Raw genomic sequence first — 14,522 nt, forward strand, 5'->3', positions numbered from 1 at the left:
ACCCGACAAAGGAGTGAAGATTATGGAAATTTTAGTATGTGTGAAACAGGTGCCGGATGATTCTGTGGAAGTACATTTGACAGCAGAAGGGAAGCCGGATCTTGCAAACATCACACCTGTAGTCAATGCGTTTGACACCTATGCGCTGGAGATGGCTGCACGCCTGAAGGAAGCCGGGGAAGGGGAGATCACCGTCCTGTGCATCGGCGGTGAGGAAGCCAGAAATTCATTAAAAAACTGTCTCGCAGTAGGAGCAGACCATGCATATTTGGTACGGGATGACCGGTTTGACGGTTCGGATTCCAGGGGAATCAGCCATATCCTGATGTGTGCCGCCAAAAAGATTGAGGAAGACACCGGAAAGAAGTTTGATCTGATCTTCTGCGGGAAAGAGGCTACCGACGCTGCCCTGGGACAGGTGGGAGCAGAACTCTCCGAACTGCTGGGCACCGGTGTTATCACCAACGTGATCGGGGTCGAATTCGAAGAAGGACAGGTGTGCGCCAAACAGGAGACGGAAGAAGGCTACCGTCTTATCGAGACAGCGTCTCCGTGTGTTCTGACTGTTACAAAACCGGATTATGACCCGAGATATCCGACGATTAAAAATAAGATGGCAGCCCGGAAAAAGCCGATCGGTACGATCAAGGCAGAAGATCTGTCTATGCTGGAACTCGAAAAAACAGGGGAGGACGGGGCCTTTGTAAAAACTCTTAAACTCTATGAACCGCCGAAAAAAGAGGCCGGAATCAAGATCCAGGAAGAGACAGCGCAGGATTCAGCATTTAAAGCAGTTGCCATGATGGCGGATGCGAAAGTATTCTAAGGAGGAGTTTGCAATGAATATGACAGAATATAAGGATATCGTGGTTTATATTGAGACTGCGGACAAAAGTCCGGTAAAGGTCGGTTTGGAAATGCTCTCTCCTGCCAGAAAAATCGCTGAAAACACGGGCGGGAAGGTCAGAGCAGTTCTGATCGGAGACGGAATTCGGACAGCCGCCCAAAAAGCTGCCGAATCCGGTGCCGATGAAGTGATCTTAATTGAAGACCCTCAATATGAAAGCTTTCATCTGGACTATTTTACCAACGTAATGGAATCAGTAATCAAAGAAGAGAAGCCTATTGCAGTGCTGGTAGGAGGAACTCAGGACGGCAAGGATCTTGCTCCAAGACTGGCTGCCAGATTAAAGACTGGATGTGTTTCTGACGTCATGGATCTAAGGACAGAAGATGGAAAAACAGTCTATACCTGCCCGCTTTATGGAGGAACGGTACTTCAGGATGTGGTAATGGAAACATCCGTGCCGCAGATTGCGGTGCTGCGTTCCGGCGCCTTTAAAAAAACAGAAGAAGCCGGAAAAGGAACGATCACAGAGAAAAAAGTCCCGGTTACGGATGAAAAAGTTCGGCTGGATATAAAAGATGCAGTCAAAGAAATTTCTGAGGCTGTCAATTTGGAAGAGGCAGAAGTCATTGTCTCCGGCGGACGGGGAATGGGCAGCAAGGATAACTTTGCCCTGGTCAAAGAACTGGCTGATCTGCTCGGCGGAGTGGTTGGGGCCACAAGGCCGGCCATCGAAGACGGATGGATCTCCAGGGTACACCAGGTAGGGCAGTCAGGAAAAATCGTAGCGCCGAAGCTTTATATCGCGTGCGGTATTTCCGGCGCGACACAGCATGTCTCCGGAATCATGAATTCCGATTATATAGTAGCTATCAACAAAGATGAAGATGCGCCTATTTTTGAAGTGGCCAACATCGGCATCGTAGGAAATGCAGTAAACGTGCTTCCGGTTATGATCGAAGAGATCAGGAAGAAAAAGGAAGCAGAATAAATCAGCGTGTTTCTATGCTTAATGCATATTGACCATCTTAATGCACCTTCTGTTTCGGAGTTATCCGGGACAGAAGGTAATCCTCTTTTATGAAAAAAACGGCGAAAAAGCTGGAAATAATAGAAATTCCCTTGATTTGATGAAACCTGGACGGTATAATTCTCTCCAAACGGTTTTAAAGAAAGAGGGATAGAGATGCAGCAGACAAAAGCTTACGAAAAAGTGATTGAACATATTAAGAAACAGATCATCAATCATGATTTGACGATCGGTGAAAAATTACCTCCCGAGAGGGAAATCTCGGAACAGCTGGGCGTCAGCAGAAATTCTGTGCGTGAGGCGATCCACATGCTGGAGATGATGGGGTTTATATCCAGCCAGCAGGGAGCGGGAAATTATGTTTCCTGTAATTTTGAAAAAAACCTTGTAGAATCAATGTCCATGATGTTCATTCTGCACAAACTTGACTATGGCTCCATCACACAGCTGCGTTTCGCGCTGGAGATGCAGGCCTTTGTGCTTGCCGTGGACAACATCAGCAAAGAGGAGATTCAGAAGATTGGTGAGTATATACTGAATCTGGACCGGGGCAAAACTGAGGAAGAATGCGTAATCTGGGATAAAAAGATTCATTATGCGATAGCAAAGGCTTCCCACAATGTCCTGATTATAGATATTTTACAGGCATTATCCGATGTGCTGGATACTTATATCACAGATATGCGGAGAGAGATCTTCAAGGATGACAACAAGGAAAAGCTGCAGCAGGCACATAAAGAAATTGCAAAATGTATGATTGAAAAAGACCTGGAAGGCGGAAGAAAAGCAATCGAGGATCACTTTGACATCATCAACAGCACGCTGGAGCGCATGAAAACGAGATAAACTTGTGCATTATGACGAAAAAGTCATAAGATTTAAAAAAAAGCTGGACGGATAATACAAAAGAAGTTATAATAAAGATAAATTGGTAGGGCCAATATAGAGAACAGGGAACCTGGAAATGATGTTTCATTTCCAATTATTTTTCAGACGATTGGTAGGACCAATCGTGAAAGCAGGAGGAAAAGCAGATATGAATATTTTAGTTTGTATCAAACAGGTGCCGGAGTCCAATAAGGTAGAGGTTGATCCAAAAACGGGAGTCCTGAAAAGAAACGGGGCAGCGTCCAAAATGAATCCCTATGATCTCTACGCGTTGGAGACAGCCATGCGGTTAAAGGAAGAACTGGGAGGGGAGGTCAGTGTGATCACAATGGGACCTCCTCAGGCGGCTCAGGTGATAAGGGAAGCCTATGCGATGGGAGCTGATCACGGAACTTTGATTTCCGACCGGAGATTCGGGGGAGCCGATGTGCTGGCCACAAGCTATACCCTGGCTCAGGGGATTAAAAAGATGGGAGATTTTGACCTGATTCTGTGCGGGAAACAGACCACAGACGGTGATACAGCCCAGGTTGGACCGGAGATCTCCGAATGGCTTGGTATCCCGAGTGTATCAAATGTAAGAAAAATCACCGAGGCAGACGGACAAAATATTACAGTTGAGATGGATATGCCGGACGACATTGAGATCACAAGGATTGCCTATCCCTGTCTTCTGGCAGTGGATAAAGACATTTTCCAGCCAAGACTTCCTTCTTACGTGAGAAAAACCGAGAAAGCAGATACGGAAATCACTATGCTCAGCCTGGATGACATGGACGACAGAGATGAGACTCATTACGGACTGAATGGTTCACCCACACAGGTTCAGAAGATTTTCCCTCCGGAAACGAACCACCATAGGGAACTCTGGAACGAGGAAGGCAGTATCCTTTCAGAAAAACTCTTTCAAAAAGTGAAAGAACTGAAATTTGTATAGGAGGAATTACATATGGCAAAGTTAGAAATCAATCAGGAAAAAATAACAGATCTCAGTGAACTGATGAAAATTTGTCCGTTTGGGGCAATGGAAGAAAAAGACGGAAAACTGGAGATCAATTCGGCCTGTAAGATGTGCAGACTGTGTGTAAAGAAGGGACCGGAAGGAGCCGTCACTTATGTGGAAGACCAGAAGGCAGAGGAGATTGATAAATCCTTATGGAATGGAATCGTAGTATATGTTGACCATGTGGACGGCAAAATACATCCGGTGACTTATGAACTGATCGGAAAGGCAAAAGAACTGGCCAGAAAGATTTCTCATCCTGTGTACGCATTGTTCATTGGAAGCGATATTAAAGAAGAGAGCAGAGAACTGCTGCATTATGGAGTCGATCAGGTATTTCTGTATGATGACCCGGAGCTGAGCCGTTTTAAAATAGAACCGTATACGGCAGTCTTTGAAGACTTTATACAAAAACAACATCCATCCGCTGTCTTAGTAGGTGCAACAACGGTCGGAAGACAGCTGGCCCCAAGAGTAGCAGCCAGAATGAAAACCGGGCTTACAGCCGACTGTACGATCCTTGAGATGAATGAAAATACAGACCTGTCCCAGATACGGCCTGCCTTCGGCGGAAATATTATGGCACATATCACAACACCCAATCACCGTCCCCAGATGGCAACCGTCCGCTATAAAGTGATGAATGCTCCGGAACGGATGGAGGAAGAACAGGGTGAAATTGTAGAATGTTCCATTGAAAAGGGCAAACTCAAGACAAATGTTGAAGTTCTTGATATTGTGCTGAAAGAAAAGGAAAAGTTCATAGAATCTGCCGATGTACTTGTGGTTGCGGGACGCGGTGTTAAAAAAGAAGAGGATCTTTTGATGCTGGAAGAATTGGCAGACCTTCTTGGCGGGCAGGTGGCATGTACAAGGCCTGTGGCAGAGAACGGCTGGCTGGACGCAAAACGGCAGGTAGGCTTAAGCGGCCGTACCGTCCGGCCGAAACTGATCATCACCTGCGGGGTATCCGGCGCTATTCAGTTTGTTGCCGGCATGGATCATTCAGACCAGATCATTGCCATTAATAAGGATGAGAAAGCCTCTATTTTCAAGGTAGCTCATTACGGTCTGGTGGGAGATTTATATGAGGTCATTCCTCAGTTCATTGAAAAGATTAAAGAGAGTCAGGGGGCATAGCTATGGGATATAAAAGATTAGATGAAAAAGATCTTAGATACATAAAGCAGGTAATCGGTGATGACGAACGTATTTTATACGGAGAAAATATAAATGAAGAATACAGCCATGATGAGCTGAGCGGTACCCAGAGCTATCCTGACGTCGTAGTGAAGGCAGCAAATGCAGAAGAGATTTCAAAGATCATGTCCTATGCATATGAACACACGATTCCGGTCACTCCAAGGGGAGCGGGCACAGGGCTTGTGGGATCTTCTGTGGCAATGGAACACGGGATTATGATGGATACCAGCCTGATGAATCAGATCCTTGAACTGGACGAAGAAAATCTGACGGTAACCGTGGAGCCTGGAGTACTCCTGATGGAGCTGTCAGCATTTGTGGAGGACCATGACTTTTTCTATCCGCCGGACCCGGGTGAGAAATCTGCAACGATAGGAGGAAATATCAGTACAAACGCCGGTGGAATGCGGGCAGTAAAATATGGAGTTACGAGAGATTATGTCCGGGGACTGGAAGTGGTTCTGCCCAACGGAAAGATTGTAGAATTCGGAGGGAAAATCGTAAAGAACAGTTCCGGTTATGCGATGAAGGATCTGATGGTAGGGTCTGAGGGAACACTGGGAATTATCACGAAAGCAGTTCTTAAACTGCTTCCGCTTCCGAAAAAAGCGATCAGTCTTCTGATACCGTTTAAAAATCTCAACTCGGCGATACAGACGGTGCCGGAAATCATCAAGTCCAAAGCGATTCCTACCGCAATCGAATTCATGCAGAGAGAGGTTATTGAAGATGCTGAAGAATATCTGGGCAAAAAGTTCCCGGACCATCAGGCAGACGCATACCTTCTTCTGAAATTCGACGGAAATTCGGCCGAGGAGATCGAGGCGGATTACGATAAAGTCGCAAAACTCTGTTTGAGTCAGGGCGCGCTGGATGTGCTGATCTCTGATACAGAAGAGCGGGACGAATCCATCTGGAAAGCCAGAGGTGCATTTCTGGAAGCGATCAAAGGATCTACCACCTATATGGATGAGGTGGATGTGGTCGTTCCAAGAAATAAGATCAGTGAGATGGTGGAGTATATGCACAATCTTCACAGCGAAGTGGATATCAGGATCAAGAGCTTTGGCCATGCGGGGGACGGAAATCTCCATGCTTATATTTTGAAGGACGATCTGACTGAGGAACAATGGCAGGAGCGGATGACACTGGCCATGGATAAAATATACCGGAAAGCGAATGAATTAAGCGGTCAGGTGTCCGGGGAACACGGCATAGGATATGCCAAGAAGCCATATCTTAATGAGTCTTTAGAAGAAGAAACAATGAATATCATGAGGGGGATCAAAGCAGCCTTCGACCCGAAAAATATTCTGAATCCTCACAAAGTATGCCAGGTATAAATTTCATATAGACTGTTTCATAAAAAATCGGCGGAGAACATGTGTCTCCGCCGGTTTTTATGGTATTAATCCTGTTTTACGAGAATCTGCTCGATCTCTGCCACGTAGAGAGTATGGTAGTCTTTATCCGCATACCACTGAGCATCCAGTGCTTTTGCGTCTCCTATAAATCCTTCCGGGTCCATCGGCTGACTGTACAGCTTTCTGCAGATCAGAACAATTTTTGCTTCCTCAAAGTAAGGGATGCCGTTGGCATCGGTCGGTGTAAGTCTTGTCTTTGAAATTTTATCTTCGGTCCGTCCTGACACACTTCCGAGATACGTCAGGTCTTTCTTAAATGCTTCATCATAGAATGACAGCGAGAAAGTTTCAGAGTTATCGATAAATTCTTTCGTATAGCGCTGCGGACGGATCACAGATACTGCCACGTCCTTGCCCCACATGACTCCGAATCCACCCCATGATGCGGTCATCGTATTAATTCTGCCTTCTTCATTTTTGGCGGTTACCAGCATCCAGTCCTTCCCTATGAGACGGAAGGCACTCTGGTCAAAATCTTCTGGTGCAACAATTGCATATTCACTCATGTTACTTGCCTCCTTTTTTGTGTAATTACCATTATAATGCAAAAATGATGCAATGTCTATAAAACCTGCAAGTTTCATTGAAATCCTGCCATCCCTTATGCTATAATGACAGACAGGTTTAATATATGTAAGGAGGAAGCAGCATGGCAGAGTCAATGGCCGGGTTATCACGGAGCCACCGGTGTACAGAAGTGGGCCGTGAAAATATCGGCGAGAAAGTAACCGTCATGGGATGGGTACAGAAGAGAAGAAATTTGGGAAGTCTTATATTTGTAGACTTAAGAGACCGTTCAGGATTATTGCAGCTGGTCTTTGATGAAGATACATTGTCAGGTGAAGATTATGAAAAAGCCAATTCCCTGAGAAATGAATATGTGATCGCGGCGGCAGGGGAAGTGCAAAAACGAAGCGCCGCTGTCAATGAGAATTTAAAGACAGGGGATATCGAGATTAAAGTGACAGACTTAAGAATCCTGTCAGAGTCAAAAACGCCGCCATTTCCTGTGGATGCGGAACAGACCGTAAAAGACGAACTGCGGCTCAAATACCGCTACCTGGATTTGAGAAGACCGAACCTTCAAAAGAATCTCCTCGTGAGGAGCCAGGTAACAAAAGCGGCAAGAGACTTTTTAGCAGAAGAAGGATTTTTGGAGATTGAGACGCCGATCCTCGGGAAAAGCACGCCGGAGGGGGCCAGGGATTATCTCGTGCCGAGCCGTGTGCATCCGGGAAATTTTTACGGACTTCCCCAGTCACCGCAGCTGTTTAAGCAGCTTTTGATGTGTTCAGGAGTAGACCGTTACTATCAGATCGCAAAGTGTTTCAGAGATGAGGATTTAAGGGCGGACCGGCAGCCGGAGTTTACACAGATCGACATGGAGCTTTCTTTCGTCGATGTAGATGACGTGATCGATGTCAACGAGCGCCTGTTAAAGAAAGTGTTTAAAGAAGTGCTGGACGTGGATGTGCAGATCCCGATGAAGCGTCTCACTTATCAGGAAGCCATGGACCGGTTCGGTTCCGACAAGCCGGATACAAGGTTTGGCATGGAACTCATTAACGTATCGGAAACAGTGAAAGACTGTGATTTCATGGTCTTTAAAGGAGCATTGGAAAACGGAGGCTCCGTGCGGGGACTGAACGCAGAAGGCCTCGGGGATCTGGGACGCAAGAAGATCGATGCTTTTGTAGACTTTGCCAAAGAGTTCGGGGCAAAGGGACTCGCCTATATCCAGCTGAAGCAGGATGGAAGCGTAAAATCTTCTTTTGCCAAGTTTATGAAAGAGGAAGAAATGACGGCGCTTATCGATGCGATGCGGGGGAAACCCGGAGATCTGCTTCTGTTTGCGGCCGACAAAGACTCTGTCGTCTATGATGTCCTCGGAAACCTTCGTCTGGAGATCGGAAAAAAATATGAGATGATCGATGAGTCCTTATATAATTTCTTATGGGTCACAGAATTTCCTCTGCTGGAGTGGAACGAAGAACAGAACCGCTATACGGCGATGCATCATCCGTTTACCATGCCGATGGAAGAGGATTTAGAGTACATTGAAACAGAGCCCGGAAGAGTCAGGGCGAAAGCTTACGATATTGTTTTAAACGGCACAGAGCTCGGAGGGGGATCCGTGAGGATTCACCGCAATGATATCCAGAAAGCCATGTTTAAGGCTCTTGGATTCAGCGAGGAGGATGCCAATGAAAGATTCGGATTCCTCCTGGAGGCTTTCCAGTACGGAGTGCCGCCTCATGCAGGTCTTGCTTACGGCCTGGACCGTCTTGTCATGTGGATGACAGGGGAGGACAGTATCCGTGACGTCATTGCATTCCCAAAAGTAAAGGACGCTTCCTGCCTCATGACACAGGCACCGGGAGGGGTGGACACAGAGCAGCTTGATGAGCTTGGAATAGATTTGAAAGAAAACGATACGAACGAGGAATAAGGAGAAGCAGATTATGGAGAAAATGTTATTTAGCGGCGTGTTGTCAAACACAGATGTTGCACAGGTGGCGATCAAAGGGCTGAAGCACGAACCGGGGATCGCGGCGAAACTGTTTACCGCCATCGCGGACAAGGGGATCAATGTAGAACTGATTCTGCAGTCCATAGGGAGAAAAGACAGCAAAGACATCTCCTTTGTTGTGAAAAAGTCTGATGCGGATGCGGCGGTGGAGACCTTAAAAGAAACCTTTCAGGAAGGCTCTTATAAAGAGATTGTTTCTGACAAAAACGTGGGTATCGTATCCATTGTGGGCGCAGGAATGATGTCCAACTCAGGGGCGGCATCGAAAATGTTTGAAGCTCTTTATAACAAAGGCGTCAACATCCATATGATCTATACTTCTGAAATCAAGATCACGGTCCTGATCAGAGAAAGCCGTGTGGAAACAGCAGTGGAGGCACTGAAAGAACAATTCCAAGATTAACATCATCAATATATAACAGGAGGACACGAAGATGTTCGATTTTAGCGAAGTTAAGAATTATGATCCTGAAGTTGCCGATGCAATGCAGGACGAGCTGTCCAGACAGAGAAACAATCTGGAACTGATTGCTTCTGAGAACTTAGTTTCAAAGGCAGTCATGGCAGCCATGGGCAGCCACCTGACTAACAAATATGCGGAAGGATATCCCGGAAAGAGATATTACGGCGGCTGTGAGTTTGTGGATGTAGTGGAGAATCTGGCAAGAGAACGTGCCAAAGAACTGTTTGGCTGTGAGTATGTCAATGTTCAGCCGCACTCAGGTGCACAGGCGAATATGGCAGTATTTTTTGCGGTCTTAAATCCAGGGGATACCTATATGGGAATGAGCCTGGACCACGGCGGACATTTATCCCACGGAAGTCCGGTCAACATGTCAGGGAAATATTACAACTGCGTGCCTTACGGTGTCAATGACGAGGGATTCCTCGACTATGATGAGGTGCTCCGCATAGCAAAGGAGTGCAGCCCAAAACTGATCATTGCAGGGGCAAGCGCTTATGCAAGATCCATTGACTTTAAGAAGTTCCGTGAGATTGCAGACGAAGTCGGAGCCGTTCTTATGGTGGACATGGCGCATATCGCAGGCCTTGTTGCGGCAGGGGTACATCAGAGCCCGATTCCATATGCCCATGTGACGACTACGACTACCCATAAGACTCTGAGAGGTCCCCGCGGCGGTATGATCATGTGCAGTAATGAGATCAATGAAAAATACAACTTTAACAAAGCCATCTTCCCGGGTATCCAGGGCGGTCCGCTGATGCATGTGATTGCCGGAAAAGCCGTGTGCTTCAAAGAAGCGCTTTCCGATGATTTTAAAGAGTACGGTAAACAGGTGGTTAGAAATGCGGAAGCCCTGGCAAAAGCTCTCATAGAAGAGGGATTTGATATTGTATCCGGCGGTACAGATAATCATTTAATGCTGGTGGATCTTAAAAAATATGACCTGACCGGAAAAGAAGCGGAAAAAGTTTTGGATTCCGTCCATATCACCTGTAATAAAAATACAGTGCCGAACGATCCAAAATCTCCATTCGTCACATCAGGACTCCGTCTCGGAACACCTGCAGTGACGACCAGAGGATTGAAAGAAGAGGATATGGCGGTGATTGCCAGGGCAATCCGCCTCACTCTTTTAGATCAGAAGCTTGAAGAAGCAAAACAGCTTGTAAAAGAATTGACGGCAAAATATCCTTTATATGAGTAATCAGCAGAATAGATGAAGATAAAGTACAGCCGGTACTGCGGCTGTACTTTTTTGTCCTATGATTAAGTAAAAGTGAGACATTACGGAGCAAAATAGTGTATAATAATACAAATAAAAACGAAAGGCAAAGAGATGATACAAACAGAGTTATTCCTTCTGCTGATTGGTGTATCCGCGGCACAGGAAATTTTAAGAGTAAAAGCCATGGAATCTGTCGGATATCTGTGGAAAGAACACAAATCGGCTCTGATTTTCTGCGGGGCTGCCAGCCTTGTATGGTCCGGCGTGACTGTATTGTCTGAAGTACCCGTATACTTGAGCCTGCTTTTATATTTTCTGCTCTGGTACCTGCCTTATCTGCGTGTACACATCAATGGCAAGATGATTCAAACTTTTTCTATGATAGGATATCTTCATCTCTCGTCCTTTTATCTCATGTTTCTGGGAGCGGCTTCCATTGGCCGCGGAAGTGTCAGGAATATAAATCTTCAGAGTTCCGTGAAAGCATCGGGATATTTGACTGCAAAGATCGTGCTCTGTATATTTTATATTATATGGATCAGATACTTTAGCGGTAAAAATGTGAAGGAAGAACACACTGACTATAAGAAATCAAAAATATTTTTGTTGTTTCTCTGGAGCTGTCTCGTCTATGAAATGATCGACAGTATCCTGGCATCGTTCTTTTCAGATAATGTTTTTGTACCGGCTCTCATGATCAGCGGCAATGCTCTGATTCTGCTGCTGACATTTTTATTTATGCGCCATAATTATCTCATTGTGCGGGAGCAGTATTTGGAAGAGAGATACCGGAAGATGGAGGAGGCAAAAGCCAGAAAACTGCTCCGGGAGGAACAAATGACCAGGATGGCAAAGACCGACAGTCTGACAGGGGCCTATGCCCGCGGATACGGAATAGAGCTCCTTAAATCCTTTCTGAAGCAAAATAAGCTGCTGACTGCGGTGTATATGGATCTGGACGGACTGAAAGAGATCAATGACAGCAAAGGACATTCCGTTGGAGATGTATATTTAAAAACGTTTGCAGAAGAAATGAAAAAGAATCTCAAAAAAGATGAACTGCTGATCAGATTCGGAGGGGATGAGTTTTTAGCTGTCTTTCCGGGAATCGGTTCTGAAGAAACGAAGGACAAGATGGAAAAAATAAGAAGAGAGATGGAACATCCGGAGAAGGACCGGCTCCCGATACACTTTAGTTTCGGTGCCGTGTCCGGTCAGAAAACACCGGAAGAATTGATTAAAGAGGCGGACCAGGCCATGTACTCAGACAAACATAACAGGAAAGAGGAGCGTGATACTGTATGCCCAAACAATTAGTCCTGATGGCTGCAGTCGCAGTATCTTACTTTTTTTATCATTATGAGTTTTTCTCCTTTGCTGACTGTGTACTGGAATGCAGGGAAAAAAGAAGGTCTGTTGTTATCCTTACCTTTGTGCTAAATTATGCATGGTTTGTTGCGGCCAGTTTTCTGGATCTGCACCTGATCGTCAACTGGACCATTTTCTTCTTTTTCTTTCTGCTGCAGATACGGATCTTTTACCATGTAGGATTCGATAAAAGTGCGATGCTTGCTTACTTCGGAATCATACCGGGTCTGGCGTGGAACATCTGTCTGCGATGTATCTTTGCACTGCTGTTAAACAGGCCCCTGACATCCTTTGACAATCAGATCAAGCTGCCGGGAAATATAAAGGAATATCCTATTTTTCTCGGCTTTGTAATCACAGGATTTCTGTTTTACTTCTTCAGACGGAGTCAGCTTTACGAAAGGCTCTGCATCATCCTTAGGGACCGCTCCAGTCTGAGGTTTCACGTTGGGATTCAGTTTGTCCTGTATGTATATCTCGTCCTGAATCTGCTTGGCTACTATGTCCCTTCAAATTCCGTATTTCTGAAGTTTTGGGGTATAAAGTCCGCTGTTTTTGTATTTATAGGCCTGAATATTTGTATTGTCTATACGATGAGAATGAGCAGGCTTAATCTTTACAGGAGAAAGATGAGGGAAGAATGGACAACCATGCTGGCAGATAAGGAAGAAGAAGAGAGACTTTGGACACTGGCTTATGTGGATGCACTGACCGGATGTTATAACCGGCATTTGGCCGGACAGGTTTTGGAAAAATATTCTGCGGCCTCTAAGGATTATTGTCTTTGCTTTGTGGATCTGGACCATCTGAAAACAGCCAATGACAAATTCGGACATCAGGAAGGCGACCGTTATCTGAAGACCACTGCTTCAGCTCTGACTGCCGCGGCTCGGGATGAAGACTATGTGTTCCGGTACGGCGGCGATGAATTTCTCTTGTTATTTTCTGAGAAAAATTGCAGCCAGGTGACGGATTTATTGAAAGATACCGGGGAGAAACTGAAGCAGTACAGCAGTGATAAGAATTTTCCATTCATTATGTCCATAAGTTTTGGAGTGGCACAGTGCAGTGTAGCGGAGACGGCAGAAGAGCTGCTTTCGCTGGCAGACCGGAGAATGTACGAACAGAAAAGAGGAAAAGACAGGAGGAAAAGATGAGCATAAAAGGGATTGTATTCGATTTTAACGGAACGATGTATATTGATGGGGACAAACAGGAAGCCGCGTGGTTTGAATTTTTCCAGAGACATGCAGATGGGAAGTATACGGTCAGACAGCTTCACAAAATGATCCATGGGATCAACGGAGGAGAGTTTTTAAAAATGGCTTTAAATCCTGATCTCACAGAACAGGAGATTTATGACCTGACAGAGGAGAAAGAAGATATTTACAGGAAAATGTGTCTGAATGATCCAAAGGGGATCAATTTTACAGAAGGGCTTCCGGAATTTCTTACCAAGCTCAAAGAACATGCGGTACCTTTTGCCATAGCCACGGCGTCAGCCATTGGAAATGTAAGATTTTATATGAAGCATATGCATCTTACCCACTGGATTCCGGCAGAACACATTGTCTATGACGACGGAACCTTTAAGGGCAAGCCCGAGCCGGATATTTACCTCATGGCCATGGAAAGGATCGGCCTTTGCCCCGGGGAATGTGTTGTCTTTGAGGATGCAGATGCAGGAATTGAAGCGGCCAGGAGGGCTGGAGCAGGAAAGATCATAGCCATAGGGCCGAAAAAGGACCATGAGAGGCTGCTTGGGCTCCCGGGAGTCACGGCTGTTATCGAGGATTTCAGAGAAGTCGGACTGGATCTGCTGGAAATTGTTTGACAGACTAAGAAACAAAAAACAGGTGTTCCAGAAGTTTCTTCTTCCAGAATACCTGTTTTGTTTTAATAACCCAAATCTTCTCCGACCAGAATGATCTTGATCCGGTCTTTCTGTCCGCATCTTCTTGTGATCAGCAGATGGGAGCAGATAGAGGAATCACCGTAACACTCCCCGCAGTGTCCTGTGATGGAACACGGAGTTTTCAGTCCCAGGCGGATTGTGTTCGGACAGGAGGCCTTGCTTCTCGTCCGGTGCACGCCTTCTTCCACGGTGCTTACCACTTTGTTCATTCCAACGACCAGAATCACCTGTCTCGGTCCGTAGCTTAAACAGCCTACTCGGTTGCCGGAGCCGTCGATATTGATCAGTTCCCCTTCCAGTGTGATGGCATTGGTACTCATAATATAGGTGTCGGCGAGGACTGCCTTTGCATATATCTGTCTCTGTTCCTCATAATTTTTTGCCGCCGACCGGTCCACAGCTTCATACTGACCTGAATTTTTCACGGCATCTATAAGCCCGATCTCTGCTGCACTCATGGAACCGCCCCATGAAACAACAGAGCCTTTTTCTATGTAGGACAGAGCTTTTTGTAAGGCTTCCTCCTTCGTAGCACAGTATACTCCTGAAAAATTTCTCTTTTCCATGTTCTTAATGATCGCAGCTGCGGTCACCTGATTTGCTTTTTCCATACTCATATCAAA

Annotated in this window: 14 protein-coding genes; 12 read left to right on the forward strand and 2 right to left on the reverse strand. The window is 45.8% G+C overall.

From position 1 onward, the window contains the following. The first annotated feature begins 22 nt into the window (after nucleotides 1-22). The 6 genes from DWV34_RS07650 (at nucleotide 23) to DWV34_RS07675 (ending at nucleotide 6,314) form a co-directional block, all read left to right on the forward strand. Nucleotides 23-826 carry an electron transfer flavoprotein subunit beta/FixA family protein gene (locus tag DWV34_RS07650; RefSeq protein ID WP_006566831.1) on the forward strand — a complete coding sequence of 268 codons (804 nt, stop codon included), beginning with the start codon at nucleotides 23-25 and terminating at the stop codon, nucleotides 824-826. A gap of 13 nt (nucleotides 827-839) precedes the next feature. Further along, entirely contained in the window at nucleotides 840-1,838 is a 999-nt protein-coding gene (locus DWV34_RS07655; RefSeq protein WP_009289553.1) for an electron transfer flavoprotein subunit alpha/FixB family protein, read from the forward strand. Between the two features lie 195 nt (nucleotides 1,839-2,033). Further along, nucleotides 2,034-2,723, forward strand: coding sequence for a FadR/GntR family transcriptional regulator (locus DWV34_RS07660; protein ID WP_006566834.1), 690 nt, complete (start codon nucleotides 2,034-2,036; stop codon nucleotides 2,721-2,723). Nucleotides 2,724-2,913: 190 nt separating this feature from the next. Next, on the forward strand, nucleotides 2,914-3,702 hold the full coding sequence (locus tag DWV34_RS07665) for an electron transfer flavoprotein subunit beta/FixA family protein (RefSeq protein WP_009289555.1): 789 nt from the start codon (nucleotides 2,914-2,916) through the stop codon (nucleotides 3,700-3,702). A gap of 12 nt (nucleotides 3,703-3,714) precedes the next feature. Further along, a complete protein-coding gene (locus tag DWV34_RS07670; protein ID WP_009289556.1) occupies nucleotides 3,715-4,908 on the forward strand; it encodes an electron transfer flavoprotein subunit alpha in 1,194 nt (397 codons plus the stop codon). Nucleotides 4,909-4,910: 2 nt separating this feature from the next. Continuing rightward, nucleotides 4,911-6,314: an FAD-binding oxidoreductase gene (locus DWV34_RS07675; protein ID WP_022261169.1), complete on the forward strand. Its 1,404-nt coding sequence runs from the start codon at nucleotides 4,911-4,913 to the stop codon at nucleotides 6,312-6,314. 65 nt (nucleotides 6,315-6,379) lie between these two features. On the opposite strand, the gene DWV34_RS07680 is transcribed toward DWV34_RS07675, so the two are convergent. Continuing rightward, nucleotides 6,380-6,901, reverse strand: coding sequence for a flavin reductase family protein (locus DWV34_RS07680; protein ID WP_009289559.1), 522 nt, complete (start codon nucleotides 6,899-6,901; stop codon nucleotides 6,380-6,382). Nucleotides 6,902-7,044: 143 nt separating this feature from the next. On the opposite strand from DWV34_RS07680, the gene aspS reads away from it, so the two are divergent. The 6 genes from aspS to DWV34_RS07710 all read left to right on the forward strand — a co-directional run bounded on the left by aspS (nucleotide 7,045) and on the right by DWV34_RS07710 (nucleotide 13,818). After that, nucleotides 7,045-8,844, forward strand: a complete 1,800-nt coding sequence (aspS, locus tag DWV34_RS07685; protein WP_006566839.1) for an aspartate--tRNA ligase — start codon at nucleotides 7,045-7,047, stop codon at nucleotides 8,842-8,844. 13 nt (nucleotides 8,845-8,857) lie between these two features. After that, nucleotides 8,858-9,328: an ACT domain-containing protein gene (locus DWV34_RS07690; RefSeq protein WP_006566840.1), complete on the forward strand. Its 471-nt coding sequence runs from the start codon at nucleotides 8,858-8,860 to the stop codon at nucleotides 9,326-9,328. A 31-nt stretch (nucleotides 9,329-9,359) separates the two neighbouring features. Next, nucleotides 9,360-10,595, forward strand: a complete 1,236-nt coding sequence (glyA, locus tag DWV34_RS07695; RefSeq protein WP_006566841.1) for a serine hydroxymethyltransferase — start codon at nucleotides 9,360-9,362, stop codon at nucleotides 10,593-10,595. Nucleotides 10,596-10,727: 132 nt separating this feature from the next. After that, entirely contained in the window at nucleotides 10,728-11,933 is a 1,206-nt protein-coding gene (locus DWV34_RS07700) for a GGDEF domain-containing protein (RefSeq protein WP_009289560.1), read from the forward strand. Beyond that, nucleotides 11,918-13,141, forward strand: a complete 1,224-nt coding sequence (locus tag DWV34_RS07705) for a GGDEF domain-containing protein (RefSeq protein WP_009289561.1) — start codon at nucleotides 11,918-11,920, stop codon at nucleotides 13,139-13,141. The genes DWV34_RS07700 and DWV34_RS07705 overlap by 16 nt, the downstream gene beginning before the upstream one ends. Further along, nucleotides 13,138-13,818 carry an HAD family hydrolase gene (locus DWV34_RS07710; RefSeq protein ID WP_009289562.1) on the forward strand — a complete coding sequence of 227 codons (681 nt, stop codon included), beginning with the start codon at nucleotides 13,138-13,140 and terminating at the stop codon, nucleotides 13,816-13,818. Before DWV34_RS07705 ends, DWV34_RS07710 begins: the two co-directional genes overlap by 4 nt. A gap of 62 nt (nucleotides 13,819-13,880) precedes the next feature. On the opposite strand, the gene DWV34_RS07715 is transcribed toward DWV34_RS07710, so the two are convergent. Then, nucleotides 13,881-14,516, reverse strand: a complete 636-nt coding sequence (locus DWV34_RS07715; protein ID WP_006566845.1) for a lactate utilization protein — start codon at nucleotides 14,514-14,516, stop codon at nucleotides 13,881-13,883. Nucleotides 14,517-14,522 lie beyond the last annotated feature (6 nt).

Origin of the sequence: Anaerostipes sp. AF04-45 (assembly GCF_003461725.1) — a bacterium.
In the GTDB taxonomy this organism is placed as follows: Bacteria; Bacillota; Clostridia; order Lachnospirales; family Lachnospiraceae; genus Anaerostipes; species Anaerostipes caccae.